The following is a 23,532-nucleotide window of genomic DNA, read 5'->3' as shown; positions in this document are numbered from 1 at the left end:
ACTGTGCGCCAGACATCTTCCGGAGCAACCTCCATGGCACGCACCCATATCCTCGGCTTTCCCCGCATCGGCGAACGCCGCGAACTGAAATTTGCGCAAGAAGCGTTCTGGCGCGGCGATCGCACCGAAGCCGAGCTGCGCGACGTGGCCGCGCAACTGCGCCGCCGCCACTGGCAGCTGCAGGCCGACCGCGGCCTGGACACGGTCGCCACCGGCGACTTCGCCTACTACGACCAGATGCTGAGCCTGACCGCGCTGCTGGGCGCGCTGCCGCGCCGCTTCGGCTTCGATCCGGCCCGGCTCACGCTGACGCAGTACTTCGAGCTGGCACGCGGCAACCGCGAGCAGCCGGCCATGGAAATGACCAAGTGGTTCGACACCAACTACCACTACCTGGTCCCCGAGCTGGACGCCGAGACCACTTTCGACGGCGGCCCGGCCTGGTTCTTCGAGGAAGCCGATGAGGCGCTGGCGCTTGGCCTGCGCGCCCGCCCGGTGCTGATCGGGCCGGTCACCTACCTGTGGCTGTCCAAGAGCCATGTGGCGGGCTTCGACCGCCTGACCCTGCTGCCGCAACTGCTGCAGGGCTATCGCCGCATCCTTGGCCAACTCAAGGCGCGCGGCATCGAATGGGTGCAGATCGACGAGCCGGCCTTGTGCCTGGAGCTGGAGCCGGCCTGGCTCGACGCATTCGACACCGCCTACGCTGCCTTGCGCGAAGCCGGCCCCAAGCTGCTGCTGGCCACCTATTTCGACACCGCCGCCGACCATGCGCAGCGCGCCGCCGCCCTGCCGGTCGATGGCTTCCATATCGACCTGGTGCGGGCGCCGGAACAACTGGCCGCATGGCAGGCCGCGCTGCCCGCGCACGCCGTGCTGTCGCTGGGCGTGATCGACGGCCGCAATATCTGGCGCACCGACCTGCGCCGCGTGCTGGACACGCTGCGCCCGGTGCAGGCCGCGCTGGGCGAGCGCCTGTGGCTGGCACCGTCGTGCTCGCTGCTGCATGTGCCGGTGTCGCTCGCGCATGAAGTGCGCCTCGATGCCGAGCTGAAGTCGTGGCTCGCCTTCGCCACCGAAAAGCTCGACGAGCTGTCCGTGCTGGCCCGCGCGTTGAATCAAGGCGACGCCGTGGTCGCCGAAGCGCTGGCAGCATCCGACGCCGCGCAGGCCTCGCGCCGCGCCTCGCGCCGGGTGGTCAACCCGCGGGTGCAGCAGCGGCTGGCAGCCGTGAGCGCCGGCATGGCCGACCGCGCCAGCCCCTTTGCCGAGCGCATCGAGCGCCAGCGCCAGGCGCTGCAGCTGCCGCTGTTGCCGACCACCACGATCGGCTCGTTCCCGCAGACCGCCGCCATCCGCCAGACCCGCGCCGCGTTCAAGCGCGGCGAGATCGGCGCGCTCGAATACCTGGAACGCATCCGTGCCGAGATCGCGGTGGCCGTGCGCAAGCAGGAAGCACTGGGCCTGGACGTGCTGGTGCACGGCGAAGCCGAGCGCAACGACATGGTCGAGTACTTCGGCGAGCAACTGTGCGGCTACGGCTTTACCGAGAACGGCTGGGTGCAGAGCTATGGCTCGCGCTGCGTCAAGCCGCCGGTGATCTACGGCGACGTGTACCGGCCCGAGCCGATGACGGTCGATACCGCCCGCTATGCGCAATCGCTGACCGAGCGGCCGATGAAGGGCATGCTCACCGGCCCCATCACCATGCTGCAGTGGTCCTTCGTGCGCGACGACCAGCCGCGTGCCACCACCGCGCGCCAGCTGGCCCTGGCCATCCGCGACGAAGTGTGCGACCTGGAGCAGGCCGGCATCCGCGTGATCCAGATCGACGAGCCCGCGCTGCGCGAAGGCCTGCCGCTGCGCCGTGCCGACTGGGATGCCTACCTGGACTGGGCCGTCACCGCCTTCCGCCTGTCGGCCAGCGGCGTGCAGGACCAGACCCAGATCCACACGCATATGTGCTATGCCGAGTTCAACGATATCCTGCCCGCCATCGCGGCCATGGACGCGGACGTGATCACCATCGAGACCTCGCGCTCGGCAATGGAACTGCTGGAAGGCTTCGGCGACTTCGACTACCCGAACGAGATCGGGCCGGGCGTCTACGACATCCACTCGCCGCGCGTGCCGTCGGTGCAGGCCATGGAGCGGCTGCTCGACCGCGCCTGCGAGGTGGTGCCGCCGCAGCGGCTGTGGGTCAACCCGGACTGCGGCCTGAAGACGCGCGGCTGGGAGGAGACCGAAGCAGCGCTGGCCAATATGGTCAGCGCGGCCCGCGCGCTGCGCGCACGGCTGTCGGCGCGAGGCGCAACGACATGGAAGCGCGTCAGCAAGCCTGCAGGCGCCACCGGTGCGGCAGTGCCCCACGCCAGCGGCGCCTGCACGGCTTGCGCCACGCACGCGCACTGAGACGGCGCAGCGGCAATTGCGCTGGCAAGAAATGACAAAGGCCGCATGCCCTGGCAGGCATGCGGCCTTTGTCCTTGCTCGCGGCCTCGTCAGTCCACCTGCATCACCGCCGGCGGCATCCAGGTGCCGTCCAGCAGCACCTGCTCCGGCCAGTACGCGCGCAGCATCATGTTCAGGCCATCGGGCGGCGCCGGCAGCCAGTTCGCTGCCTTGGCGCCGGCCGGGCGCTCGTGCTGGATATAGATATCGAGCGAGCCGTCGCGGTTGTAGCGCAGGCGGTCGCGGCTGCCCACGGCGTAGCGCTGGATCGGGTTGGGAATGAACGCCTGCCGGTCGTTGTACAGCGTCAGCGACCAGAACGCGCGCGCCGGCGGCAACTGGTCCTTGTCGAAATGCAGCACATAGCGCGCCCCGCCCTGCAGCGGCTTGCCGTTGGCATCCGTGCGGGTGGAGGCATAGATCGCGTCTTCGGGCAGGTTGGCACCCAGGCCCACCCACGCGGTCACCGCGCGGCGGCCGTAGCTGGTGCCATAGGTGCCCAGGTCGCGATGCATGACCCAGCCGTTGCCGGCATCGGCATTGCCCTTGCGCGCACCCTGCACGATCGCCGCCAGCGCAGCGGTGGCTCCCTCCTGCACCGCGCGCGCGGTGGAGGGCTCCATCACCGTGGTCTTGAACGGCACCCCCGGGGTGATGCCCATGCGGCGGAGCTTGTCGACCATGGCGGCATCGGCGGGCGCCGGCGGATTGGCCGGCAGCAAGGCGGCAAAGCGCGTGAAGAAAGCCTGTGCATCCATTGCGGCCACCTGCTCAACGGGCGAGCTTTCAGTGTCGATGGCCGTGGGCCGCGGCGCGGCCTTCTCCGGCACGCGCCGCCCGCCACCCCAGGCCGACAGCGGCGTCAGCCGGTACTGGTCCTGCAGCCGGTGCACCGCCGGGAAGTCCTGCTTGCCATTGGCCTGCGTACGGCCGATCAGCCAGACCATCGACGTGGGCGAGCGGATCTCCTGCATGCCCTTGGGCAGCGTGCCACGCCAGTCAGGCCCGGTGATGGCGAAGTTGCCGCGGCGGGTGCCGGTGGTGCGCTTGCCCGGCGACGCGAACACATTGGTCCACGCATCCATCAGCGGCATCAGGTAGTAGCGCCCGTGCGTATCGGGCACCGACAGGATGACCGGCTCCCTGGACAGGTCGAGCCAGGCCGACGAATACAGCGTGTCGGCGTTGGGGCTGACCACGTCGGTGAAGCTGGCGTCGGGGAAGGTGCGCTTGTGGTGGAAGGTATTGACCGGCGTGCGCAGCGTCATCAGCTCGCGCGTCACGTCCATCAGCACCATCGGATAGGCGAAGGTGAAGACCTCGGCGGACAAGGCCTTCATGGCCTGGTCCGACGGCGGTTGCTCGGCGACTGCCGGGCTGGTTCCGTGATCCGGCGCGGACGCACAGCCGGACAGCATGACGGCGAGCGTGACCGCGCTCGCCAGTTGACGCAAGGATGGCTTCATGACCCCGTTTTCCCAATGTTTTTGCGGCTTTTCGGGTGTTGCGGCTATGACTGCCGGCATGTCGTCCCGAAGGCGCATCTATTCCGTGCGCATCTTGTCCCGCGCGCCGGTGACCTGTCAATTCCTCTGAAGCCGGGAAGCGAGGGCAAGCGCACCGAACGCCGGCGGCATCGGTCAGGGGTGAATCATAAAGCACTATCAGGGGTGATGAAAACCGCAGGCATGGCTGGGCCTTCCCCCTCAAGCCTCAGCGCGTCAGGAAATCCAGCACCACCTTGCTGAACGCGTCGGCCTGCTCCAGGTTGGAGATATGTGCGGCCTCCAGCTCGACATAGTGGGCGCCCGGGATCGTCTGCGCCAGGAACACGCCATCGCGCGGCGGCGTGGGCAGGTCGCCTGAACCCGCGACGACCAGCGTCGGCGTGGCGATCCTTTCGATTTGCGCGCGCAGGTCGGCATCGCGCACGGCCAGGCAGTTGGCCGCATAGCCCGCGGCCGGGGTGGCCCCGAGCATGGCGCGCAGCGATGCCACCAGCTCCGGATGCGCGGCCGCGTACGGCGGGGTGAGCCATTTGTCGACCACCGCGGCCGCGATCGATGCCACGCCGTCGCGCCCGACCGCAGCGGCGCGGTTGGTCCAGTTCTCCGGCGGGCCGATATAGGCGGCGGTATTGCACAACACCAGCTTGCGCAGGCGCGGGCCATGGTTCAGGGCCAGCCACATGCCAGTGATGCCACCCATCGACAAACCGCAGAAACTGGCCTGGCCGATGCCAAGGCGATCGAGCAGCGCGATCACGTCGCCGCCGAGCTGCGCGATGCTGTACGGACCCGCCGGCACCGACGACTCGCCATGGCCGCGCGTGTCATAGCGCAGCACGCGGAAGTGCTGGCTGAAGGCCGCCACCTGCGGCTCCCACATGCTGAAGCTGGTGCCCAGCGAATTGGACAGCACCAGCACCGGCAAGTGCTCGGCGCCATCGAGGCGGTAATGCAGTCGGACGTTGGCGAGGTCGGCGTATGGCATGGCGTTTGGCTCAGGATCAGGGGGCTGGGTGGCGGGCGCTCAGTTCGGCGCGATGGCCGAACCGTGTTGCGCCAGCGGCGTGACCTTGATCTCCATGTACGGGTACAGCGGCAGCGTGGTCAGCAGCGTGTGCAGTTCGTCGTTGTCGCCGACATCGAAGATGCTGACGTTGGCGTACTGGCCCACCACGCGCCACAGGTGGCGCCACTTGCCTTCGCGCTGCAGGCGCTGCGACATGGCCTTCTCGTCGGCCTTGAGCTGCTCCACCAGTTGTGGATCGAGCGATGCGGGAATCTTGACGGTCATTTCGGCCATGAACAACATGGGGTCTCCTTGTCTGGGGGTACGGTGGGATGGAGGCAGCGCGGGCTGCCTCGTCAAAGATGGCGCACGCCGTCGAGATAGGCCTTGCGCCAGCGCACGATGCGCACCTCGGCAAACAAACCCGCCTCGGTGAACGGATCGGCGTCGATGAATTGCTGTGCCGCGTCGCGGGTGTCGACATCGACGATATAGATGCCGCCGCCGGCATCCGAGCCATCGTCGTTGAGCTTGGCGCCGCAAGCCAGCAGCAGCGCCTTGTTGGCTTCCAGGTAATCCAGGTGGCTGGCGCGGGTGGCCTGGCGCACGTGCTGGAGATTGGGCTTGTCGACGGTTTCGATCAGGTACGGCATGGCAGTCCTCCTGTCAGCGGCGCGCTGGCCGCGGGTCAATGTCAGGCAATCTGCGCGCCCCACAGCAGCAGCGCGGCAATGTAGATCAGGCCCACCCAGAACATCATGATCACGGTGTAGCCCATCACGTCCTTCAGGTTCAGCCTGGACAGCGCCAGCGCCGGCAATATCCAGAACGGCTGCACCAGGTCGTTCCAGGCATTGCCGAGCATCACCGACATCGAGGTCTGGCTGACCGAGCTGTTGATGGCCTTGGCCGCATCGACCATGAACGGGCCCTGGATCATCCAGTGGCCGCCGCCCGACGGCGCGAAGAAGTTGATCACGAACGAGCTGAGCAGCCCCCAGAACGGCAGCGTCTGCGGTGTGGCGATCTCCACGAACACGCGCGAGATGGTATCCACCAGCCCCGAGCCGGCCATGATCGCCATGATGCCTGCATAGAACGGATACTGCAGGATGATGCCGGAAATGGTCTTGATGCCTTCGTTCAGCTTGGCCACGTAGTTGACCGGCGTGCCCAGCAGCAGCACGCCCGCGAACAGGATCAGGAAGTTGATCAGGTTCAGGTCGAGCGAGCCGCCCTGCGTGAAGTAGATGACCGCGTAGGCCATGCCGCACAGGCCGATGGCCAGGCTCAGGATACGGCTGTTGTTCAGGCGCGCGGCCAGGGTGTTCTCGCCGCCCATGCTGTGGGCCGAGCCGGCCTCGGCCTTGGCGGGTTCCTGGTCGCGGCGGATCTCCACCACATCGGCCGGGTTGCGCGGATGCAGCCAGGCATTGAGCAGCGGCAGCGTGACGATCACCGCCAGGCTGGTCAGCAGCATCGGCGTGGAGAAGATGGTTTCAGACAGCGGGATCACGCCCATCAGCTTTTCCATCGGGTGGCCCGGGGTGGAGATCAGCACCGGGATGCTGGCCGACAGGCCCAGCCCGTACAGGGTGAAGCCGCTGTACGCGGCGGCGATGATGAGCGGGTAATGCACGCCACGGACCTTCAGCGCCAGCTTCCTGGCGATGATGCCGCCGATCACCAGCCCGAAGCCCCAGTTCAGGTAGCTGCCGATGCCGCCCACCAGCGTGGCGACGATCACCGCGGTGCGCGGCGAGTGCACGGCGCTGACGATGCGGTCGAGCATGCGGTCAGTGAACGGCGCGGTGGCCAGCACGTAGCCCATCGCCAGGATCACCGCCATCTGCGTGGTAAATGCCAGCAGGTTCCAGAACCCCTTGCCCCAGCTGGCGATCACGGCCGGCGCTGCCTGCCCTTGCACCGTCACCGCCAGCGCCATCGTCAGCAAGGTCAGGCCGATGGCAAATACGAAGGGATCCGGCAGGTACCGGCGCATGAGTTCGGTGAAGAACCCGGCAATCTTGCTCATAGCTTCCTTGTCTCCAGTTTCGGCCAAAGTTACGCCATTAGAACTACAGTTCTATATGCGAACTTCGCAAATACGCGTGGCTATGCTAAAGGCCGGTCGACCGGTTGGTCAAGGAAATGGGGACGCGCGATTACATTCGTTTCGCGCAACAATTATTGAATGAGACCTGGAATTTTCTACGCAGGCCATGCAATGCGGCAGATCGGCAGGATCAATAGCGCATCTGCACATCATCGACCTTGCCCGTCCGCGCGTTGTACAGGCAGGCATAGTGGAAGCCGATCGCCGACGAACTGTCGTCAGGCTCGAACACGCCTTCGCCATTGACCGAGGTTTGCGCATTGGGGCGCAGGTAGTACTGCTCGCGGTCGGCCATCAGCATCACGCTGCCAGGCTGCGGGTAGCGGCGCTTGAGGGCTTCCGCCACGGCCGGCTCGCAGGCCGTGGACGCGGCCCTGGATGCGGCTTGTGGATCGACGGTGATGCGGGTGGTGGCCGGGGGCACCGGGCGCGGTGCCATCTGCGGCGGCGTTTCGCAGGCGGCCAGCAGGCACACCAGCGGCAGGCACAGGCAAGAAGCTCGGATCACGCGGACCTCCTCAGAAGGAGGGCGCCGGCAACGGGCACCCCAAAAAGTGAAGCGGAGCTATCAGGTTACTGCCTCTGGCCGGAAAAGCCAAAGCCGGCGCGCCCGGGCAGCCGGGCAATGCCCCGCCGATAGCGAATCCTTGAACGCGGCTAAACTATGGCACGCGGCAGCGCCCCGGGTTCCGGCCAGGTGCGTGCCGCCAGCACAACCATGATGCCGACACAATGACAACCACAGAGACAAGCGGCAACCGCCCTGCCACCCCTGCCCCCCTGCTGCGCACCGCCGCCAGCCTGCTCGTCGTACGCGATGCGCCGGCCGGCATGGAAGTGCTGCTGGTACGCCGCGTCGAACGCGCCAACGACCGCAGCAGCGGCGCCTACGTCTTCCCTGGCGGCACGCTCGACGCGCAGGACAAAGCCCTGCACGCGCATGCCCACGGCCTGGACGACGCCCTTGCCAGCGAACGCCTGGGCCTGCCGGCCAGCGGCCTGGACTTCTACCTGGCCGCCTTGCGCGAATGCTATGAAGAGGCCGGCCTGCTGTTTGCCTGCGACCGCGACGGGCGCCCGCATTCGCCGCACCAGCTCGACGCCGCCCGCCAGGCGCTGCTGCGCGAGGCAGTGCAGCGCGGCGGCCCCGGCCTGGCCCATGCTTGCGAGCAACTGGGCCTGCACCTGGCGGCCGACCGGCTCGCCTATCACAGCTACTGGCTGACGCCGCCCGGCCTGCCCAAGCGTTTCGATACCCGCTTCTTTGTCGCCATCGCCCCCGAAGGCCAGGTGGCCGTGCCCGACGGCACCGAGATCGTGGAGCACCGCTGGGTCCGCCCCGGCGAGGCCGCCGATCCCGCCAGCGGCCTGCTGCTGATGCACGTCACGCGCCGCACGCTGAGCTCGATCGCGCAGTTCGAAAGCGCCGCGGCCTGCTTCGCCTATTACTCGCAGTTGCGCGGCATTGCCTGCATCATGCCGCGGCTGGCCACCGGCGCAGCCGGCGTGCGCCCGGTGATGCCCAACGAGCCGTGCTACGCCGAGATCGGCCGCATCGATCCCGACGGTAACACGCACGGCCGTTATGAGCTGGCGCCGGGCGTGCCGGTACGGCTGTCCGAGCGCGTCTGGCGCGTGACCGCCAACAACGGCAGCGTGATGACGGGCCCGGGCACCAACACCTACCTGGTAGGCGGCGGTGCGCGCAATGAATGGGCCGTGATCGATCCGGGCCCCGACGATGGCGAGCATGTGCGCGCCATCCTTGCTGCCGCACCCGGCCCGATCCGCTGGATCCTCGCCACGCATACCCACCTGGACCACTCGCCCGCTGCCGCCGCGCTGCAGGCCGCCACCGGCGCCACGGTGCTCGGGCGTGCCGCGCCAGCCGGCCAGTGGCAGGACCTCAGCTTCGAGCCACAGCGCGAACTGGACCACGGCGAGCGCCTTGCCATCACCGAGGACTGCACCCTGCGCGTGTGCCACACGCCGGGCCACGCCTCGAACCATCTCTGCTATTTGCTGGAAGAAGAAAAGACACTCTTCACCGGCGACCACGTGATGCAGGGCTCGACCGTCGTCATCGGCCCGCCCGATGGCGACATGCGCGCCTACCTGGACTCGCTCGCAGCGCTGCAGGACGAAGACCTCGACTGGCTGGCGCCGGGCCATGGCTTCCTGATCGCGCGCCCGCAGGACGCCATCCGCATCCTGGTCCGGCACCGGCTGCAGCGCGAGGCCAAGGTCGCTGCCGCGCTGCGCGAACTGGGTCCGGCACCGATCGGCGAGCTGCTGCTGCGCGTCTACGACGATGTGCCGCCGCGCATGCATCCGGTTGCGCAGCGATCGCTGCTGGCGCACCTGCTCAAGCTGCGCGATGACGGCAAGGCGCAGGAAACGGACGGCATCTGGTCGAACGCCGCGGCGTAACACCGGGCGCGGGCATCGGGGCCACTTGAAGATTTTTGGCGGGGGGCTTGCGCAAACCAGAAATTGCGCTACAATGGCGCCTCTCGTGTGCGGCTGTAGCTCAGTTGGATAGAGTACTTGGCTACGAACCAAGGGGTCGTGGGTTCGAATCCTGCCAGCCGCGCCACCTATGCAGAAAGAAAAAGGGCTTCCGGAAACGGAAGCCCTTTTTTCATTGCGGCGCTCGCATCTGGCGCCACCCTCCCCACTACCACCGATAGCGCGCGCCGACCGTTCCGCCCGGGTTGCGCCCCGCCCTCACCTTGAACCACAGCTTCATGCCGGTCGACGTATTGCCATGCGCGCCGATGTTGAAGGAGAACAGCCCGCGCAGCAGGTCGGCATCGATCTTGGTGCCGTTGATGTTGATGACCTGCTTGCGGCTGTCCTGCCACCAGTCTGCCTCGACAAAGGGATAGATGCCGGCCAGCCGCGTCGGCTGCGCGCCGTACAGGCGCACGCCGATACCGGCGGCGCTGGCGTCGCCGGGCATGGCTTGCATCGGCATGCCGGAGACGGGGGACATGCCAGGCTGGTAGGCCAGCTGCAAGCGCGGCTGGATGGTCAGCCCGCCTGCGCGCGGCACCACGGCATCGACCGCCAGCGCCATGGTGCGCACGCGACTGTCGGCAAAACCGCCTGCGCTGGTGATGTCGTCCAGGTGCAGCGACACCCGGCGCGGGCGTTCGGCCATGGCGGCAGTTTCACGGTCGACCGCGGCAAGGCCGGGAGCATCGTCATCGGGCCCGGGGCCTAAGGCGAGCGTTAACGCGGATGGGGACGACTGCGACGGCGCGGCATACTCGACGGTGACGGGCTCGGCGGGCGTGGCGGACCAGGCAGGAGCAGCGGTGTCGGCAACCAGCAGATCGGGCACGTCGGCCATGGCGGGCTGCCCGGCTTGCGCCTGCAGCGGCTGGTCCCAGCCGGAGACGCCCTGGCTTTCCGGAACGGCGTCATCTGCATGGGCCAGTGCACACATCAGCATGGCCAGGATGACGCTGTACTGCAGGTGATGCAGGACCATGCCGTGGTGCGCGGCACATGCGTGCCACCCGGGGCAAGTCCCCGCCTCCCTTTCTCTCGATGACAAGACCGTAGTCATGGCAACCACCTTCGGACGTTATATGTGCCTGCCCGATGAGCTTGAGCATAGGTCAAATGCCCTGCCAGCGTTAGCCGGTAATGTTCGGCCGCGCGCGCCCCGTACGACCCTGTCAGTGAGCAAATTCGGCCTGGCCGCTGCGCCTTTTCGTCAATAATGGCGGTAATGACAAATCTTGCAGACATCGCCCGGCAAGCTGCCGCCGGGAGCAAACCTTATGGCCTTGTGGCAACGTGCGCGCCGGCATGAGTCCGAACCCGGGGGCATGGCACCGCCGGCCGGACGCAGCCGCAGCCTGAAGCGCAAGCTGGCGATCGCCACGGCGGTCGGCGGGCTCTGCACCCTGGTGCTCGCCGCGCTGGTGATGGCCCGCTCGTATGGCGACTTCACCTCGGCGCGGCAGAACCTGTATGACATCTCGGCGTACCGCGAGCTGCTCGAGGCCGCCAACGTGCTGTCCGCGGAACGCGGACCGGCCAACAGCGTGCTGGGAGAGCCACCCTCGCCCAACACTCCCGCGCGCGAACGCCTGCAAGCCTTCCGCGCCCGCAGCGATGCCGCGCTGGCGCGCCTGGCCGCGCCGCCGCCGGCACCCTTCGGCCTGCACAACCACCACCTGCCGCCGCTGATGGTCGAGCGCGTGCGCGAACGCCTGGCGCGGGCGCGGGCCGAGATCGACGAACTCGCCGGGCGCCCGCGCCAGGAGCGTGACATGGACGAGATCCGCCATGCCATCGAAAGCATGTTCGAGGTCGTGGACGCGCTGCAGCCGGCCATCGCCTGGCAGGTGCGCGAACTGTCCGCCTGCGACGACGGCCTGGCGGCGCCGGCGCTGACCGGCAGAATGCTGGGCGACCTGCGCGAGTATGGCGGGCGCATCGCCTCGCAGATCATGGCGCCCGTGGCGGCGCGCCAGCCGATGCCGGTGCAGAGCCTGGTGGATGCCACGCGCTCGCGCGGCCGGCTGCTGGAGCTATGGCAGCTGGCGGGGCCGGCGCACAACATGTTCGGCGCCGTGCCCGCGCTGGAGCAGGCATACGCCGACGCCGGCCACCAGTTTTTCGGCCAGGGCCTGTCGATGATCGACAGCCTGCTTGCGCAGGGCCGCGTGTCGGGCCATTACTCGATGACGCCGACGGAGCTGACCAACCGCTATGTGCGCACGCTGGAGCCGCTGGAGCGGCTGCGCAGCGTATTCCTGGACGAGGTGGTCGCGCATTTCACCGCGACGCGCGCGCAGGCGCTGCGCGAACTGACGGCCGCGTGCGGCACGTCGGCGCTGATCCTTGCCGTGCTGGGCTACGTGCTGGTGTTCATGCAGCGCTCGGTGTTCCTGCCGCTGCTGCGCGCCGGCGACGAAGTGATCGGCCTGGCCGAGGCGCGCGACCACCCGCACTACGCTGCGCCAGCGGCGTCCGCCAGGCCCGCGGCGGAGATGCGGCGCCTGTTCGATGCCATCGAGATCCTGCGCCGCAAGCTGCGCGAGCGCGCCTCGCTGACCGAACAACTGGAACACCAGGCGCGCACCGACAGCCTGACCGGGCTGCTGAACCGGCGCGCGCTGGAGCTGGTGGCCGCGCAGTACGCGGCACACGACAGCGCCAGCCTGGTGCTGATCGACGTGGACCGCTTCAAGCAGATCAACGACCGCCATGGCCATGCCGCCGGCGACCAGGTGCTGCGCGACATCGCTGCGATGATGCGCGCGCTGGTGCCGCCCGAAGGCGTGCTGGCACGCTTCGGCGGCGAGGAGTTCGCGCTGCTGCTGTCGCACGGCAGGCCGGGCGAGGCCGCCGCGCTGGCCGAAACCCTGCGCGCGGAAATCGCGTCGCGCCCGGTCTACCTGTCGGGCAGCACCCAGCTGTGCGTCACCGCCAGCTTCGGCGTGGCCATCGGGCGCGGCGGCGAGCGTCACTGGCAGCGGCTGTTTGGCGCGGCCGACGCTGCCATGTACCGCGCCAAGGCCGAAGGGCGCAATTGCGTGCGCGAGGCACAGCGTGAGGAAGGGGTGGCAACCGGCTGAACCAGGCCGACCGTGGAACCAGCACTGAAAACGAAGGACGAAAAAAAACCCGCATCGCTGCGGGTTATTTCCAGATAACCGAGGCCGCTGCTTCGGTATCGAATGGCGGCGCCCGGAAAGGACTCGATCATTCAGGCCGGGCTGAAACGAAGAAAGGCTCGCTTGCGCGAGCCTTTCCAAATATTGGTGCCCAGAAGAGGACTCGAACCTCCACAGTGTTGCCACCGCTAGGACCTGAACCTAGTGCGTCTACCAATTCCGCCATCTGGGCTTCGTTTCGCTGCATTGCTGCTGCGATGCGAAGAACGAAATTATGCCGAGCGCGTCAGGGACTGTCAACACCCTGACACAAAAAATTTGTGATTCTTATTGCCCGCCGCCGCGCCGCAGGAAATCCACCTGCGCCGGCCGGCCAGGCAGGTCCAGCGCGGCCATTGCCGGGGGCATGCTCGCGATGGTCTTGCCGGCACGCAGCACCCGCAGCCGCGTGGCGCGCAGGCGGATTGCCTCCACCGGGTCGCGCGCCTGCAGCAGCACCAGGTCGGCGCGGCAGCCAGGCGCCACGCCGTAGCCATCCAGCCCCAGGATCTGCGCGGGCGTGGCGGTCACCGCGGCGAAGCAGGCGCGCATGGCCTCCTGCCCGGTCATCTGCGCAACGTGCAGCCCCATGTGCGCCACTTCCAGCATGTCGCCGGAGCCCAGGCTGTACCACGGATCCATCACGCAATCGTGGCCGAACGCCACCGGCACGCCGGCCGCCAGCAATTCCGGCACCCGCGTCATGCCCCGGCGCCGGGGATAGGTATCGTGCCGCCCCTGCAGCGTGATGTTGATCAGCGGATTGGCGATCGCCGCCACGCCGGCCTCGCGCATCAGCGGAATCAGCTTGGACACGTAGTAGTTGTCCATCGAATGCATCGAGGTCAGGTGCGAGCCCGCCACCCTGCCCTGCAGGCCGAGCCGCACGGTCTCGCTGGCCAGCGTCTCGATATGGCGCGACAGCGGGTCGTCGCTCTCGTCGCAGTGCATGTCGACACGCAGGCCGCGGTCCGCCGCCAGCTCGCACAACAGCCGCACCGATTCGGCGCCCTGCGCCATGGTGCGCTCGAAATGCGGGATCCCGCCGACCACGTCGACGCCCATGTCCAGCGCGCGCTTCAGGTTGTCCAGCGCGCCGGGCGCGCGCAGCACGCCGTCCTGCGGAAACGCCACCAGCTGCAGGTCCAGGTAGGGGCGCACGCGCTCGCGCACGTGCAGCAGCGCCTCCACCGCCAGCAGCCGCGGATCGCACACGTCCACATGCGAGCGGATCGCCAGCAGCCCGCGCGCCACCGCCCAGTCGCAATAGGCCAGCGCGCGCTCGACCAGCGCTTCCTGCGTCAGCATCGGCTTGAGCTCGCCCCACAGCGCGATGCCTTCGAGCAGCGTGCCCGACTGGTTCACGCGCGGCAGCCCGTACGACAGCGTGGCGTCCATATGGAAGTGCGCATCGACGAACGGCGGCGTCACCAGGTGGCCGGCCGCATCGATCTCGTCGGCGGCGCGCGCGGCCAGTGCCGGCTCAACCGCGGCGATGCGGCCCGCGGCAATGCCGATATCGATGTCGGTGCGCCCGTCGGGCAGGTTGCAGTGCCGCAGGATCAGGTCGAGCATGGAGGTCTCTCAGGCAGGAGGCACGGCGATGTTCTCACGGCGCCGGCTCCGGCGCCACGGCGTCATGCGCGCCGGTCGCGCGCCGCGGGCTCGGGGTCGAGTCCGCAGCCGCGCAGCAGCAGCGCCACCAGGTGCTCGGTGGCCTGCGCATAGTCCTGCTGCTCCAGCTGGCTGACGCCGAGCACCGCGCATACCTGCGACTCGAAATCCGCATAGGTCTGCGTGGCCGCCCAGATCGTGAAGAACAGGTGCTGCGGGTCGACCGGCGCCATCTGGCCGCGGTCGATCCACTGCTGCACCACCGCGGCCTTGCGCGACACCAGTTCGCGCAGCACCTGCCGCAGGACCTCGCCGATCTCATGCGCGCCGTGCAGCAGCTCATTGGCAAATACGCGCGATGCATCCGGATGACTGGCCGACAGCCGCATCTTGGCGCGGATGTATTGTTCCAGCGCCACCTGCGGTGGCAGCTCGGCGCGGATGATGTCGGTCTCCGACAGCCACAGCTGCAGCGTATGCGCCAGCACGGCACGGTACAGCGCCTGCTTGGTGCGGAAGTAGTAATGCAGGTTGGACTTGGGCACCCCGGCACGCACCGCGATCTCGGCCATGGTGGCGCCGGCAAAGCCCGCGCGCGCAAAGACATGCTCGGCCGCGCGCAGGATCATGGCCTGGTTCTCCTGCCGGATGCGCCCGCCCGGCGCATCGCACGCGGGCAGCGGGCGCCGCGCCGCGGCGCTGGCCTGCGTGTCCATCAGCGCGTGCCGTAGAGGCGGTCGCCGGCGTCGCCCAGCCCGGGCACGATATAGCCGTGCTCGTTGAGCGTGTCGTCGATGGCCGCGGTGACGATGCCGACCTCAGGGTGCGCCGCGCGCAGCGCGCGCAGCCCCGGGCGCGAGGCGATCAGGCACACGTACTTCATGGTGGTGACGCCGGCCTCTTTCAGGCGGTTCAGCGCGGCGATGGCCGAGTTGCCGGTGGCCAGCATCGGGTCCACCACGATCACCATGCGCTCCTGGATGTCTTCCGGCATCTTGAAGTAGTACTCGATCGGCTCCAGTGTCTCGGGGTCGCGGTACAGGCCGATATGCCCGACGCGCGCCGCCGGCAGCAGCTCCAGCATGCCGTCGATAAAGCCGTTGCCGGCGCGCAGGATCGACACCAGGCACAGCTTCTTGCCCGACAGCACCCGCGACTGCATCGGCGCGATCGGCGTGCGGATGGCGACGGTCTCCATGGCCAGGTCGCGCGTGGCTTCGTAGGTCAGCAACTGGCTGATTTCACGCACCAGCCGGCGGAAGTTGTCGGTGGTGGTGTCCTCGCTGCGCACCAGGGTGACCTTGTGCTGCACCAGCGGGTGGTCGACGACCAGCACGCCGGCCAGGCCGGCAGCATCGGCATCGAGTGGGTCAACAGCGGGAACAGCGGACATGTCGTTCATGGTGACGCTCCTGATGCCAGGTTTCACATGCAATGCCTGCCGGCAACGTCGGCCGCCTGGCGGCCCACGTGCTCAGAACACGGTGCCGTCGCTGATGATGGCGAACGGCGGCGCGCCACCCGGGCGCCGCTTGGCGGCAATGCGGCGCCCCGCCGCCCAGGTGCCGCCTTCGAGCACGCGCGCCAGCGGGAAATTTTCATCCTGCAAGCCAAGCGCCTGGCGCACGCCGTCGGCCACCAGGTCCAGGCCGGTCACGGTCAGCGCGCGCCATTCGACGATCACGGGCTCATCCACCGCATGCGGCACGGCGGCAAAGCCGGGGTCGCGCGGCACCATCAGCTCGAAGTCGTAGAGCAGGCCGCCGTTGCGGTATTCGGGCAGGCCCGTCAGCGCGTCCAGCCCGGTCACGGTCAGGCCGGCGTCCTCCAGCGGCTCCAGCAGCGAATAGGTCAGCCATTGCGTGAGCTTGTGGAACGGCACCAGCCCGCCCGGCGCGGCCGGATGCCGCCAGCAGTCGCCCAGCGACACGCCTTCGACAATGATCCGCCCCGGCCATACCGGCCCCAGGCCGACCAGCAGCGTGCGCAGCAGGAAGCTGGCGTCGAGCTGCCCGTTGACCGCATGCGCCTTCAGGTAGTCGTACAGGTTGCCCAGCCGCGCCGGCCGGCCGAACAGCGCCGGGGTCGCCTCCATCACCTCGCCCAGGCGGCGCAGCAGGCCGGCGCGGCCTTCCAGCCCCACCAGCGGGTTGTGCTGCGCGACCTGGAAGGCGTGGGCGATGCTGTCGGCATCGATGCGCTGCAGCCGCTCGGCGTCCGCGCGCAGCGGATCGCCCGGCGCGGCCGAGAAGCCGCCGCGCGCGAACAGGTCGAAACTGGCCACGCCCAGCCCTTCCGAGCGCGTCAGCACCAGGTCGCTGGCCGGATCGCGGTAACGCCAGTCAGGGCCGGCACCGGCATCGAGCAACACGCTTGGAATCACCAGGTCGATGCCGATGCGGGCGCGCTCCTCGCGGTGCTCGGGCCCGCTCAGCGCGGCACGCTCGCACAGCACCTGCCAGCGGTCCGCGCGCTGGTCGACGCCGGCGCTTTCAAAATGGCGCCAGCGGCTGTGGTACGGCACCTGCAGGTCCGGATAGCGCTGGCGGATGGTGCTGGCGACATAGTCGGCAATGGCATGCACGCGGTCCGGATGCCAGGTGAAAAGTTCGGACGCGCCGCTGGCCACGTGCTCGGTGACCGCCGCGCAATGCGTGCGCACCGCCTCGGCACACAGCAGCGCCGAAGCGGGATGCCCTTCCGGCACCGGGCTCAGCCAGCCGGCACCCGGCCGCATCTCGTTACCTGTGCCCTGGCGGTCCATGCCGGGCTTGCCATCCTCGGGAAACATCGTCATTCGTTCAACCCCCTGCCCTTTGCCAGGGCCAGTTCGTTCGCATCCGGCGGCGTGTAGTGCGTAAAGTAGCCCGCGGCCACCTTGGCATCGATCTCGACACGGGCGTCGGCGGGAATCAGGGTCTCGGGGATGGCCACCTGCTCGACCACCTCGATGCCCTGCGCCACCAGCGCGCCATGCTTCATGTTGCTCATCGACGCCCAGCGGTCGATGCGGCGGATGCCCAACCAGTGGAACACATCCGGCATCAGCTCCTGGAAACGCATGTCCTGCACGCCTGCCACGCATTCGGTGCGGGCAAAGTAAGTCTCGGCACGGTCGCCGCCCACCTGCCGCTTGCGTGCGTTGTAGACCAGGAACTTGGTCACCTCGCCCAGCGCGCGGCCCTCCTTGCGGTTGTAGACCACCAGCCCGACACCGCCCTGCTGCGCCATCTCGATGCACACCTCGATGCCATGTGCCAGATACGGCCGGCAGGTACAGATGTCTGACCCGAACACATCCGATCCGTTGCATTCATCGTGCACGCGGCAGGCCACGCGGGTTTCGGGCTTGCCCAGCTGGCTCACGTCGCCGAAGAAATACAGCGTCATGCCGCCGATGGGCGGCAGGAACACCTTCAGGTCCGGCCGCGTCACCAGTTCCGGGAACATGCCGCCGGTCTGCTCGAACAGGCTGCGGCGCAGCACGCTTTCCTTGATGCCGAAACGGGCCGCCAGCCCGGGCAGGTACCAGACCGGATCGACCGCAGCCTTGGTCACGCGCACATCGCCGTTGGCATGGAGGATGTCGCCGTCGGGCTTGAGCCGGCCGGCCGCGATGGCCGACATCAGCTCCGGCATGTTGATATGCGCGCGGGTGACGGCGATGGTCGGGCGGATATCCACGCCGGCCGCGATGCGGTCGGCAAACACAGTGGAAACCAGGTGGCCCCAGGGATCCAGCGAGACAATTTTCTCCGGGTCGCCCCACTGCGGATGCGGGCCGATGGCCTCCGCCGGCGCGGTATCGGTCAGGTCGGTGCGATGGTCGCGCTGCAATGCGCCCGCGGCAACCGCTAGGGCCCGGTAGATCGCGTAGGCACCTGCGTGAGTACCGATCACATTGCGCTGCGCCGGATTCGCCAGGCTGGCAATGACCGGCCCGCGCTCGGCCGCCGTGGGGGCGCCCCAGTGGATAGGCTCGGCCGGCTTGTCGCGGCGTGCGTGCGAGGTCAGGACGATATGGTCGGACATGGCACCCTCGGTTCCCGATGGAATCCTGACCAAATGGTCAGGTTTACGATTCCATACTAGGCAACCTTTGTGCCATCGCCCAATGCCGTTTACGCGAGTGTTGCTCCGATGTGTGTGGCGCCGAACGCAAGTTCGGGCGGGCGGCATGCACGCATGGCGTGCAGGCGGCGTGGCATGACGGGTGCACAAGCACCAACAAGAAGCGCGCACGGCCATGCTGGCACGGCGCCATCCGGGAGAAGCCGTACCGCCGCTGCACGGCCGTGCCTGCAAACGTTACACGCGTTGCCGGCTGGCGCGGTCGCGGCCGTTGCCCAGCAGCGCACGCAGCGCCGCCAACGGCCGGGCGCTTTCGATGTAGCGATAGAACAACGCGCCGGCCACATTGCTGAGCGCCCATGCTGCAACCATGCCGAGCGCGTTCAGCACCGGCCGGCCCGGCGCCAGGTTCGACACCAGCGCGTTGACCAGCAGGCAGACCGGAAAGTGAACCAGGAACACCGAATAGGAAATGCGCCCGAAGAAGCCGACCACGCGCGCCCGCGGCCAGCGCTCCAGCCAGCCGCCGCGGCGCGCCACCGCCAGCAGCAGCGCAGTGGCCAGCGCCACCGCGATGCGCAGCCGGAAATCGAAGGCCAGCGCCGCCAACGCCACCGCGCCGAGGACCAGCAGCGGCAACACCGGGCGACCGGGGTTGGACGCCCAGTAGGCCAGCGCCCCCATGCCATAGGCGCCGAAGAAGTACAGCGCCCAGATATCCCACGCGGCATCGCGGTTGAACCAGAACAGCGACGCCACTGCCACCAGCGCCACGATGCCAATGCTGACCCCGGCACCCGCCGGCGCTTTCCCGCACGCCGCGGCGCGCGCGGCCCACAGCGCGCCCAGCAGCAGCGCAAACAGCTGCAGGTCGATGGCCACGTACCAGACCCCGGCCGAGAGCGCGTCGACATCGAGCACGTTATGCAGCAACGTCACGTGCGCCAGGAACTGCAGCAGGCCGGCCGGCGCGGGGATCGAATCATGCACCATCCATTGGCGCGCCAGGGCGGCACCGGCGATGCTGAGCAGCAGCGCCGCGGCAAAGGGCACCACCAGCTTCTGGTAGCGCCGCCACAGCACCAGCAGCGGATGCTGGCTGATCTCCAGCCGGCCATGCGGCGCCAGGCTGCGCGCGGCGAGGAAACCGCTGACCACCAGGAAGACCTGCACGGCGATGCGGGCGTAGTCGTACAGCCAGTCCACCAGCCCCGGGGCCAGCCGATACGCGGTATCGGACATCGGGCCATAGAAGGCCAGGTGATGGAGCACGATCAACTGGGAGCTGACCGCTTTCAGGGCGTCAATGCACGGCAGGCGCGACGGACGGGGGCTCATTGTTATAGGAATGTTGCGATTGCACGGAAGGGGCGATTCTACCTGCTTGCACCGACTTCAATATGGCGTGTACGCCACTACATGGAGATTCGTTACACACTGCCCCGGCTTGTTGCGAGTTTGCCGTCGCGGCCCAATACACCTGTAGGATAGATGCGGGGGGACGTCAGGCTTGAACCACCCATTGAAGGGGCGTTTCGTTGTGCGCCAGTAGGCTAAGCTACATCCAGGATTGCCACTTTGGGGCCGCTTATGCAGCACCGCACGCTCTTCCCCCGCACCGGTCACGCCTTCCGTTGCGGCTTGGCTGAGTGCTCCCTCATCGCCCTTCTGGCCGCGGCCCTGGCGGGCTGCGAGGGAGTCCCCCGGGATACCGCGGCGACCCCGCCACCGCCGCGTCAGCCGATTGCGCCCAGCGACGACGTGTACCCCGCCCCGACCACGGTACGCGACACGCGACCTGCGGTGCGCACTCCGTAGGCGGCGTTTTTCCTACGCGGCCGGCATCCGGCCCTTGCACCCGGATGTCATCCCCCTGTCATCCACCCCAAACAAAATGCCATCCAGACAGGGTGCAGGCACCCGTCCGCCAGCCGCCTTCTGCGGCAGTGCAGCGACGGAATGTCTTGACGCCCCGTTTTTTCCACCTTCAATGAAAACGTTTTCATCCGGAGCTGCAAGCGTGAATCGCAAAGATCCAGCGGGGGGCAGGCCCGACACGACGGGTGGCGCCACCCTGATCGACGTGGCGCAAGCCGCGCGGGTGTCGCTCGCCACCGCATCGCGCGTGTTCAGCAGCCCGCACCTGGTGCGCGACAGCACGGCGCAGCGCGTGCGCGAGGCGGCGCGCCGGCTCAGCTTTCGCCCCAACCTGCTGGGCAGCAAGCTGCGCGCCCAGCAGACCCGCATGATCGGCGTGATGCTGCCAACGCTGGAAAACGCGGTGTTCGCCGAATGCTGGCACGGCATCGAGGAAGCGGCGCTGGCGGGCGGCTATTCGCTGATGCTGGTCACCAGCGGCTACGATCCGGCGCGCGAATGCGAGCGTGTGGAGTACCTGCTGCGCCATCGCGTGGACGGCATGGTGCTGACCGTGGCCGACGCGGCGCACAGCACGGTGCTGGATCAACTCGACGGCGAGGGCGTGCCCTACGTGCTGGCGTACAACCAGGCCGGACCGCGCAGCCGGCGTCATTCGGTATCGGTGGACAACCGGCGCAGCGCCTGCGCCGGCGTGGAGGCCCTGATCGCCGCCGGGCACCGCCGCATCGCCGTGGTATCGGGCGCCTTCGTCGCCTCGGACCGCGCGCGCCAGCGCTTTGCCGGCTATCAGGACGCCATGCGCGCGCACGGGCTAAGGCCCGCCACGCCAGTCTGCCTGCCATCGCACACCGCCAGCAATGCCGAACAGATCCGCGCGCTGGTCCGGGCAAACGATGCGCCCACCGCCTTTTTCTGCACCAATGACCTGCTGGCCATCGGCGTGATCTCCGACCTCAGGCGCCTCGGCCTGAGCGTGCCGCGCGACATCTCCGTGCTGGGCTATGACGGTATCGCGCTGGGCAGCGTGGTCGAACCGCCGCTGGCCACCGTCGTGCAACCCAATGCGGAGATCGGCGCCAGCGCCGTCGGCCGGCTGCTTGCCTGGCTGCACGATGGCGGACGAGCCTCGGCGGCGCTGGCGCGCGTCACGCTGCTGCCGCACGCACTGCGCGTCAACGGCACCGTGGCCGCTCCGCCGTCACCGTAACCGCGTGCGCATGTTGCATTCCCCACCCCTGTCCTCAACCAAGGAGCCTCTCATGCAACCTATTCCTTCCTGGCGCCGCCCGCTGCGCTGGATTGCCCTGGCGCTAAGCGCTGCCGCGTTCAGCCAGGGCGTGGCCGCCCAGACCGCGATCTGCTACAACTGCCCGCCCGAATGGGCCGACTGGGCGGCACAGATCCGCGCCATCAAGGAAAAGACCGGCGTTCACGTGCCGCTGGACAACAAGAACTCCGGCCAGTCGCTGGCGCAGCTGGTCGCCGAAAAGGCTAGCCCGGTGGCCGACGTGGTCTACTACGGCGTGACCTTCGGCATCCAGGCGAAAAAGGACGGCGTCACCGCTGCCTACAAGCCCGCCCACTGGAACGACATTCCCGACGGCCTGAAAGACCCGCAGGGCAACTGGTTCGCCATCCATTCCGGCACGCTGGGCTTCATGGTCAATGTCGACGCGCTGCGCGGCAAGCCGGTGCCGCAGTCATGGGCCGACCTGCTCAAGCCCGAGTACAAGGGCCTGGTCGGCTATCTCGACCCCGCCAGCGCCTTCGTAGGCTATGTGGGCGCAGTCGCGGTCAACCAGGCCATGGGCGGCACGCTCGACAACTTCGGCCCGGCCTTCAAGTATTTCAAGGACCTGCAGAAAAACCAGCCGATCGTGCCCAAGCAGACCGCTTATGCGCGCGTGCTGTCCGGTGAAATCCCTATCCTGCTCGATTACGACTTCAACGCCTATCGCGCCCGCTACAAGGATCACGCCAACGTTGCCTTCGTGATCCCCAGGGAGGGCTCAGTGGTGGTTCCCTACGTGATGAGCCTGGTCAACAAGGCGCCGCATGAGGCCGAAGGCCGCAAGGTGCTCGACTTCGTGCTGTCCGACGCCGGCCAGGCGCTGTGGGCCAACGCCTACCTGCGCCCGGTGCGCGCCGGCGTGGTGCCTAAGGAAGTACAGGCGCGTTTCCTGCCGGCCACCGAATACGCACGGGCCAAGGCGGTGGACTTCGGCAAGATGGCCGACGTGCAAAAGGCGTTCAGCGAGCAGTATCTGAAGGAGGTGCGCTGACGACTGGCGATGGTGTCACCCGCCTGATGGTTGTCTCCCCGCAAAGGGGGAGACAACCGGGCGGCTCACCCAAACCATCGCCCCCCCCATCACCCCGTCGCTGCCATGACAAACCGATCCCCCTCCCTCTTCCTGTTCGCCTTGCCGGCACTGGTGGTCTTCCTGGCCTTCTTCTGCCTGCCGATGGCGCGGCTCCTGGCGGTCAGCATCAACGGCGAGCAAGGCGCGGGCGTGTACTGGACCGTGGTCTCCAGTCCGCGCTACCTGCACAGTCTGGTGGTCACCGTGCTGCTGTCGGCCGCCGTGACACTGGCCACGCTGGTGATTGCCGGCATTGCCGGCACCTTCCTGCAGCGCAACGCGGTGCCTGGCAAGTCCGTGCTGGTGGCCATGCTGAGCTTTCCGCTGGCGTTTCCCGGCGTGGTGATCGGCTTCATGGTCATCATGCTCGGCGGCCGCAACGGCCTGCTGGCAATGGTCGGCGACAAGGTCGCCGGCGAGCGCTGGACCTTTGCCTACGGCCTGGCGGGGCTGTTCGTCGGCTACCTGTACTTCTCGATCCCGCGCGTGATCCTGACCGTGATGGCGGCCGTGGACAAGCTGGACGCCTCGCTGGAAGAAGCGGCCCGATCGCTGGGCGCCAGTCCCTGGCACGTGGTGCGCGACGTGATGCTGCCCGCGATGATGCCGGCCATGATCTCCAGCGGCGCGATCTGCTTTGCCACCAGCATGGGCGCGTTCGGTACCGCCTTCACGCTGGCCACGCAACTCGATGTGCTGCCGCTCACCATCTACAACGAGTTCACCAACTACGCCAACTTCGGCATGGCCGCTGCGCTGTCCATCCTGCTGGGCACCGTCACCTGGGCCTTGCTGGCGCTCGCACGCTGGTTCTCCGGCGACGCCGTGGCCGCGACCGCCTAGGAGC

General features: G+C 68.1%; 19 protein-coding genes and 2 tRNA genes. 7 read left to right on the top strand and 14 right to left on the bottom strand.

The genetic code is table 11. From position 1 onward, the window contains the following. Positions 1-33: 33 nt before the first annotated feature. Complete coding sequence (gene metE, locus AC3WVS_RS00360; protein ID WP_492316877.1) at positions 34-2,412, top strand: 5-methyltetrahydropteroyltriglutamate--homocysteine S-methyltransferase; 2,379 nt, start codon at positions 34-36, stop codon at positions 2,410-2,412. An 89-nt stretch (positions 2,413-2,501) separates the two neighbouring features. Here the strand turns inward: metE and AC3WVS_RS00355 are convergent, their stop codons facing one another. The 6 genes from AC3WVS_RS00355 to AC3WVS_RS00330 all read right to left on the bottom strand — a co-directional run bounded on the left by AC3WVS_RS00355 (position 2,502) and on the right by AC3WVS_RS00330 (position 7,589). Next, positions 2,502-3,917, bottom strand: coding sequence for a DUF1254 domain-containing protein (locus tag AC3WVS_RS00355; RefSeq protein WP_492316876.1), 1,416 nt, complete (start codon positions 3,915-3,917; stop codon positions 2,502-2,504). A 247-nt stretch (positions 3,918-4,164) separates the two neighbouring features. Next, the gene (gene pcaD / locus AC3WVS_RS00350) at positions 4,165-4,944 is read right to left on the bottom strand and encodes a 3-oxoadipate enol-lactonase (RefSeq protein ID WP_492316875.1); all 780 of its coding nucleotides are present in this window, start codon (positions 4,942-4,944) and stop codon (positions 4,165-4,167) included. 39 nt (positions 4,945-4,983) lie between these two features. Then, a complete protein-coding gene (catC, locus tag AC3WVS_RS00345; RefSeq protein WP_013953231.1) occupies positions 4,984-5,268 on the bottom strand; it encodes a muconolactone Delta-isomerase in 285 nt (94 codons plus the stop codon). 53 nt (positions 5,269-5,321) lie between these two features. Continuing rightward, positions 5,322-5,618, bottom strand: a complete 297-nt coding sequence (locus tag AC3WVS_RS00340) for a YciI family protein (RefSeq protein ID WP_492316874.1) — start codon at positions 5,616-5,618, stop codon at positions 5,322-5,324. Positions 5,619-5,659: 41 nt separating this feature from the next. Further along, a complete protein-coding gene (locus AC3WVS_RS00335; protein WP_011617321.1) occupies positions 5,660-7,000 on the bottom strand; it encodes a short-chain fatty acid transporter in 1,341 nt (446 codons plus the stop codon). Between the two features lie 211 nt (positions 7,001-7,211). Continuing rightward, positions 7,212-7,589 carry a hypothetical protein gene (locus AC3WVS_RS00330; RefSeq protein WP_035815245.1) on the bottom strand — a complete coding sequence of 126 codons (378 nt, stop codon included), beginning with the start codon at positions 7,587-7,589 and terminating at the stop codon, positions 7,212-7,214. A 224-nt stretch (positions 7,590-7,813) separates the two neighbouring features. Here AC3WVS_RS00330 and AC3WVS_RS00325 point away from each other — a divergent pair, with 224 nt between their 5' ends. Then, positions 7,814-9,511 carry an MBL fold metallo-hydrolase gene (locus tag AC3WVS_RS00325; RefSeq protein WP_492316873.1) on the top strand — a complete coding sequence of 566 codons (1,698 nt, stop codon included), beginning with the start codon at positions 7,814-7,816 and terminating at the stop codon, positions 9,509-9,511. Positions 9,512-9,600: 89 nt separating this feature from the next. Beyond that, positions 9,601-9,677 (top strand) — tRNA-Arg (locus AC3WVS_RS00320). An 81-nt stretch (positions 9,678-9,758) separates the two neighbouring features. Here the strand turns inward: AC3WVS_RS00320 and AC3WVS_RS00315 are convergent. Continuing rightward, positions 9,759-10,655, bottom strand: a complete 897-nt coding sequence (locus tag AC3WVS_RS00315; protein ID WP_492316872.1) for a hydrolase — start codon at positions 10,653-10,655, stop codon at positions 9,759-9,761. A 217-nt stretch (positions 10,656-10,872) separates the two neighbouring features. On the opposite strand from AC3WVS_RS00315, the gene AC3WVS_RS00310 reads away from it, so the two are divergent. Next, positions 10,873-12,678 carry a GGDEF domain-containing protein gene (locus AC3WVS_RS00310; RefSeq protein ID WP_492316871.1) on the top strand — a complete coding sequence of 602 codons (1,806 nt, stop codon included), beginning with the start codon at positions 10,873-10,875 and terminating at the stop codon, positions 12,676-12,678. Between the two features lie 184 nt (positions 12,679-12,862). Here the strand turns inward: AC3WVS_RS00310 and AC3WVS_RS00305 are convergent. The 7 genes from AC3WVS_RS00305 to AC3WVS_RS00275 form a co-directional block, all read right to left on the bottom strand. Then, a tRNA-Leu gene (locus AC3WVS_RS00305) sits at positions 12,863-12,949 on the bottom strand. 95 nt (positions 12,950-13,044) lie between these two features. After that, positions 13,045-14,331, bottom strand: coding sequence for an amidohydrolase family protein (locus AC3WVS_RS00300; protein WP_492316870.1), 1,287 nt, complete (start codon positions 14,329-14,331; stop codon positions 13,045-13,047). Positions 14,332-14,393: 62 nt separating this feature from the next. After that, complete coding sequence (locus AC3WVS_RS00295) at positions 14,394-15,086, bottom strand: TetR/AcrR family transcriptional regulator (RefSeq protein WP_492316869.1); 693 nt, start codon at positions 15,084-15,086, stop codon at positions 14,394-14,396. Continuing rightward, positions 15,086-15,772 (bottom strand): uracil phosphoribosyltransferase, encoded by a 687-nt coding sequence (upp, locus tag AC3WVS_RS00290; RefSeq protein WP_492316868.1) that lies wholly within the window; start codon positions 15,770-15,772, stop codon positions 15,086-15,088. The genes AC3WVS_RS00295 and upp overlap by 1 nt, the downstream gene beginning before the upstream one ends. Positions 15,773-15,844: 72 nt before the next feature. Then, positions 15,845-17,167: a URC4/urg3 family protein gene (locus AC3WVS_RS00285; protein WP_492316867.1), complete on the bottom strand. Its 1,323-nt coding sequence runs from the start codon at positions 17,165-17,167 to the stop codon at positions 15,845-15,847. After that, complete coding sequence (locus AC3WVS_RS00280; protein ID WP_010814581.1) at positions 17,164-18,402, bottom strand: GTP cyclohydrolase II; 1,239 nt, start codon at positions 18,400-18,402, stop codon at positions 17,164-17,166. Before AC3WVS_RS00280 ends, AC3WVS_RS00285 begins: the two co-directional genes overlap by 4 nt. Before the next feature lie 276 nt (positions 18,403-18,678). Then, entirely contained in the window at positions 18,679-19,779 is a 1,101-nt protein-coding gene (locus AC3WVS_RS00275) for an acyltransferase family protein (protein WP_492316866.1), read from the bottom strand. Positions 19,780-20,431: 652 nt separating this feature from the next. On the opposite strand from AC3WVS_RS00275, the gene AC3WVS_RS00270 reads away from it, so the two are divergent. The 3 genes from AC3WVS_RS00270 (at position 20,432) to AC3WVS_RS00260 (ending at position 23,528) form a co-directional block, all read left to right on the top strand. Then, complete coding sequence (locus AC3WVS_RS00270) at positions 20,432-21,529, top strand: substrate-binding domain-containing protein (RefSeq protein WP_492316865.1); 1,098 nt, start codon at positions 20,432-20,434, stop codon at positions 21,527-21,529. Between the two features lie 52 nt (positions 21,530-21,581). Further along, the gene (locus tag AC3WVS_RS00265) at positions 21,582-22,604 is read left to right on the top strand and encodes an ABC transporter substrate-binding protein (protein WP_492316864.1); all 1,023 of its coding nucleotides are present in this window, start codon (positions 21,582-21,584) and stop codon (positions 22,602-22,604) included. 105 nt (positions 22,605-22,709) lie between these two features. After that, entirely contained in the window at positions 22,710-23,528 is an 819-nt protein-coding gene (locus AC3WVS_RS00260) for an ABC transporter permease (protein ID WP_492316863.1), read from the top strand. Positions 23,529-23,532: the final 4 nt, after the last annotated feature.

This window comes from Cupriavidus sp. CPT47-8839-RL05A (assembly GCF_058792255.1).
The sequence above is the reverse complement of the archived record's forward strand: the minus strand, read 5'-3'. Positions and strand labels throughout refer to the sequence as shown.

What these genes read in the sequence shown, in the direction of transcription:
- metE (WP_492316877.1), top strand. Translation starts at nt 34, where the DNA reads ATGGCACGCACCCATATCCTCGGCTTTCCCCGCATCGGCGAACGCCGC.
- AC3WVS_RS00355 (WP_492316876.1), bottom strand. Translation starts at nt 3,917, where the DNA reads ATGAAGCCATCCTTGCGTCAACTGGCGAGCGCGGTCACGCTCGCCGTC.
- pcaD (WP_492316875.1), bottom strand. Translation starts at nt 4,944, where the DNA reads ATGCCATACGCCGACCTCGCCAACGTCCGACTGCATTACCGCCTCGAT.
- catC (WP_013953231.1), bottom strand. Translation starts at nt 5,268, where the DNA reads ATGTTGTTCATGGCCGAAATGACCGTCAAGATTCCCGCATCGCTCGAT.
- AC3WVS_RS00340 (WP_492316874.1), bottom strand. Translation starts at nt 5,618, where the DNA reads ATGCCGTACCTGATCGAAACCGTCGACAAGCCCAATCTCCAGCACGTG.
- AC3WVS_RS00335 (WP_011617321.1), bottom strand. Translation starts at nt 7,000, where the DNA reads ATGAGCAAGATTGCCGGGTTCTTCACCGAACTCATGCGCCGGTACCTG.
- AC3WVS_RS00325 (WP_492316873.1), top strand. Translation starts at nt 7,814, where the DNA reads ATGACAACCACAGAGACAAGCGGCAACCGCCCTGCCACCCCTGCCCCC.
- AC3WVS_RS00315 (WP_492316872.1), bottom strand. Translation starts at nt 10,655, where the DNA reads ATGACTACGGTCTTGTCATCGAGAGAAAGGGAGGCGGGGACTTGCCCC.
- AC3WVS_RS00310 (WP_492316871.1), top strand. Translation starts at nt 10,873, where the DNA reads ATGGCCTTGTGGCAACGTGCGCGCCGGCATGAGTCCGAACCCGGGGGC.
- AC3WVS_RS00300 (WP_492316870.1), bottom strand. Translation starts at nt 14,331, where the DNA reads ATGCTCGACCTGATCCTGCGGCACTGCAACCTGCCCGACGGGCGCACC.
- AC3WVS_RS00295 (WP_492316869.1), bottom strand. Translation starts at nt 15,086, where the DNA reads ATGGACACGCAGGCCAGCGCCGCGGCGCGGCGCCCGCTGCCCGCGTGC.
- upp (WP_492316868.1), bottom strand. Translation starts at nt 15,772, where the DNA reads ATGAACGACATGTCCGCTGTTCCCGCTGTTGACCCACTCGATGCCGAT.
- AC3WVS_RS00285 (WP_492316867.1), bottom strand. Translation starts at nt 17,167, where the DNA reads ATGACGATGTTTCCCGAGGATGGCAAGCCCGGCATGGACCGCCAGGGC.
- AC3WVS_RS00280 (WP_010814581.1), bottom strand. Translation starts at nt 18,402, where the DNA reads ATGTCCGACCATATCGTCCTGACCTCGCACGCACGCCGCGACAAGCCG.
- AC3WVS_RS00275 (WP_492316866.1), bottom strand. Translation starts at nt 19,779, where the DNA reads ATGAGCCCCCGTCCGTCGCGCCTGCCGTGCATTGACGCCCTGAAAGCG.
- AC3WVS_RS00270 (WP_492316865.1), top strand. Translation starts at nt 20,432, where the DNA reads ATGAAAACGTTTTCATCCGGAGCTGCAAGCGTGAATCGCAAAGATCCA.
- AC3WVS_RS00265 (WP_492316864.1), top strand. Translation starts at nt 21,582, where the DNA reads ATGCAACCTATTCCTTCCTGGCGCCGCCCGCTGCGCTGGATTGCCCTG.
- AC3WVS_RS00260 (WP_492316863.1), top strand. Translation starts at nt 22,710, where the DNA reads ATGACAAACCGATCCCCCTCCCTCTTCCTGTTCGCCTTGCCGGCACTG.